This window comes from Nonomuraea basaltis (genome assembly GCF_005893125.1).
GTDB classification, from domain to species: Bacteria; Actinomycetota; Actinomycetes; order Streptosporangiales; family Streptosporangiaceae; genus Nonomuraea; species Nonomuraea basaltis.
This window is the reverse complement of record NZ_VCJS01000462.1, coordinates 1-3,508: the sequence shown is the minus strand read 5'-3', so window position 1 is coordinate 3,508 and position 3,508 is coordinate 1. Positions and strand designations below refer to the sequence as shown.

Genomic DNA, 3,508 nt, shown 5'->3' with positions numbered 1-3,508 from the left:
CCCTGAAGCAGCTCCCAGCGATCAAACTAATCAACGGCCTCACCCGCGCCATAGAAGAACCGACGTCGGCGGGCAACCCGCACCCATTTTCCCGCCTGAGCGGCGTCCCGGCAGGGACAGGGGAACTAATCAGCAGTATTCGCCCATCGAGGGCTGTCCAACGAATGGCCGAAGACGTGCCTGATCTGTCTGCTGAAGGATGTGGCTCAGCCGCCGACATGGATGCCTGGCCGACTGGCGGGCTCCGATTCGCTCTTGCGGATGATCTCCCGAACGACCGGGGGCGTGTCTCCCCGGCCGAGGAGGAGATAGCGGAGCAGATGCGTGAGGGGGCTGCCCTCCGACCATTCGAAGTAGCAGTGTGGCCGGACGCCGGTGACGTTGCGCAGGGCGAGGAGGATCGCGGCGATGGCGTTGGGGGCGGCGGGACTGGCGGCGCGCAATATCCGGTGGCTGTCGACCTGGACGCCGCGGACCTGCAGGACGTTGCTGAACTCCGACGGGTCGATGACGTCGATCTCCAGGAACAGCACATCAGCCGCTCCCGGGACGGGGTTCATGCCGCGCTGCTCGTTCTCCTTGGCGGCGTACTCGGCCGGGTCGCCGACCTGGCGGCGATTGGCAATGAGGTTCAGCGCGCGGTCGTGGGCGAGCGATTCGGTGATGAAGCGGCGGGCGGCAGGGTCGAACTCGATCCGGTCGGCGCGCAGCTCTGTGGTGCGCGAGATCCGCGAGACCAGGGAGATGGCGATGATGCCGAGGATGAACAGCGCGGAGATGGCGATACCGTCCGGCTTCTCCCTGATGTTCTCCACCAGCGCGTACAGCAGGACCAGGGTGAGCACGGTGAAACCGATGACGGCCGGGCGCTGGCGACGTCTGATGGCGGAGATGGTGACCGCGACGGCGCCGGAGACCATCATCGCCAAGATGCCGGTGGCGTAGGCGCCGGCCTGAGCGTCGACGTCGGCGTCGAAGGCGATGGTCAGGGCGATGCAGATGAGCGTGTAGACGATGACGACAGGGCGTACGGCCCGACCCCATTCGGGTGCCATGCCGTAAGAAGGCAGGTATCGGGGCACAATGTTGATCAACCCGGCCATCGCCGAGGCGCCGGCGAACCACAGGATGAGAATGGTGCTGATGTCGTAGGCGGTGCCGAAGGTCTCGCCGAGGTGTTCGTGCGCCAGGTAGGCCATCGCGCGACCGTTGGCCGCGCCGCCGGGGGCGAATTGCTCGGCCGGGATGAGGACCGTGGTCACGAAGCTGGTGGCGATCAGATAGACGCTCATGATGAGCGCGGCGGCGGTCAGCAGCTTGCGGGTGTTGCCGATGCGCGAGGCCAGCCGCTGCTCGGCGTCCTTACCCGACGCCTCCACCAGCGGCATCATGCTGACACCCGTCTCGAATCCCGACAGACCCAGCACCAGCAGCGGGAAGGCCAAGATCGCGGGCCCGATGAGACCGGTGACCCCTTCCCGGCCTTCGGTGAGGGCAGCCGTCCATGCCGAGATGGCCTCCGGCGCGGCGATGGCCTGGCCCAGCCCGACCGCGACAACCACGGCGTTCAGAACAAGGAAGAGCGCCACCAGCGGGATGGCCACGCTGACGGCCTCCGTGAAGCCGAGCAGGAACACCCCGCCCAGGACCAGCAGCAGCACGACAGTCAGGGTGACCTCGTGGCCGTGCAGGAAACTCGGGAAGTACGGATTTTCCACGACGTGCACGGACGCGTCCGCCGCCGACAGCGTGATCGTGATGATCCACGACGTGGCCACGAACCCGAGCAGCACCAGCACGAACAGCTTGCCCCGCCAGAACGGCAGCAGCCGCTCCAGCATCGCCACCGACCCCTGCCCGTGCGGGCTCTCCTTGGCCACCCGGCGGTACATCGGCAGCATGCCCAGCAGCGTCAATGCCACGATGAGCAGCGTGGCCAGCGGCGACAGCGCCCCGGCCGCCAGCGCGGCGATGCCCGGCAGGTAAGCGAGCGTAGAGAAGTAGTCGACGCCGGTCAGGCACATCACCTTCCACCACGCCTGTGGCTTGGCGTGCCCCTCGGCGGTCTCCGGCCCGACCGGCTGGACTCGGTGCTCAAGCAGCCACCGCCCGGCACGGCTGGCCGGCTCGGTCGGATGTACCGGGCTTTCGACCACCGCTGGAACGACCAACTCGTCCGCGCCGCTCATCTGCTTCTCCCACCGCATCCCGGACACGGCCCTCGACAAGGCCTTCCGACCGCCCCAGGTTAGAGCCTGCAGTCACGCACCCCTAGAGCACCCCGCTGCGGGCATGGAGCCTTCGGGCGGCGATCGATCTGAACGCACCTTGTCGAACCAGGTGGAGCAATTTCTCTTGGTCAGCGGCCGAGTCTGCCGAGTAGGTCCTGGATCGCTTGGAGGACGGCGTCGGGACGGCGGAAGATGACGGAGGCGTGTCCGGCGTCGTCGATAACGCGGTTCTCGCCATGCGAGACCGATGTGGCCAGCGCGGTGTAGAGCCGCGTCTTGGCTTCGGCCTCCTCGTGGAGAAGCGATGTGGGTATGCCCTGGGTCACCGCTTCTTTGAAGGGGTCGATCGCCGTGGCGGTGAGCACGATCAGCGGGACGTCGGGCATCGGTCCTGCGTTGCGTATCTCGTCATGGAGTTGGTAACGGTTGGCCGCCTCCTGGCCGCCGATCTTCAGCCATTCCGGGCTGACGTGACGTTCGATCAGCGGCTCGCGGATCTCCTCCGGCCAGTCGGCCATCTCCCGCGCGAACAGGGCGCGGTAGAACTGGATGATTTCGTCGGGCAACTCGTCAGGCACCGCCTCGTCGGGGTCCCATGCCTGATACAGCTCGTTCAGTTTCTGGGGCATGTAGGAGTCGTAGTCTTCGTGTTCGGGCTCCACCAGGACCAGGCCCGCCACCTCGTCGGGGAAACGCTGTGCATGGTGGCGTGCGTAGAGGCCGCCAAGGGAGTGACCCACCAGCAGGTAGGGAGCGGGCACGCCTGCGACCCGCAGTAGCTCGCGGAGCTCGTCGGTGACCTGGGTGGAGGTGCGCGGCAGCTCGATCCGGTCACTCCACCCCGTTCCGGCCCGGTCGTAGAGCACGCTCGTGGTGAGTTCAGCGGCCCGATGGTGAACGATGAAGCCGTCCATGCCGGACGAGCCGGCCCCGGGGAGGAACACCACCGCCGGGCTCCCGCTGCCCGATCGGTGGAGGAGCAGTCTCCGATCCCTGACCTGGTAGTGCCGTCCCACTGGCGGCGTTGCCTCGGTCGCCGTTCGACGCTGCATCGCTGACTCCCTCACTGTCGGCGCCGGCTTGACGGAGACGAGAGCGCACCTGTCTGGGCTGCCACCCATCTCCAACGGCACGTGCTTTCCCAATTTTAGGAACGGTACCAGATATGGGATCGTTAGGCCTGTGGACACCTTTGATCTGCTCCTGCATGAGCGGGGCGTCAGGGAGTGAATCGGTAGCCCATGCCGGGCTCGGTGATGAGGTGGGCCGGGTGGGCG

2 protein-coding genes are annotated in these 3,508 nt (G+C 66.8%); both read right to left on the bottom strand.

Annotation, left to right across the window (positions count from 1 at the left end; translation table 11 throughout):
* Positions 1–206: 206 nt before the first annotated feature.
* Positions 207–2,189 (bottom strand): APC family permease, encoded by a 1,983-nt coding sequence (locus EJK15_RS68305; RefSeq protein ID WP_138720773.1) that lies wholly within the window; start codon positions 2,187–2,189, stop codon positions 207–209.
* A 170-nt stretch (positions 2,190–2,359) separates the two neighbouring features.
* Positions 2,360–3,283, bottom strand: a complete 924-nt coding sequence (locus EJK15_RS68300; RefSeq protein ID WP_138720772.1) for an alpha/beta fold hydrolase — start codon at positions 3,281–3,283, stop codon at positions 2,360–2,362.
* Between the last annotated feature and the right edge of the window lie 225 nt (positions 3,284–3,508).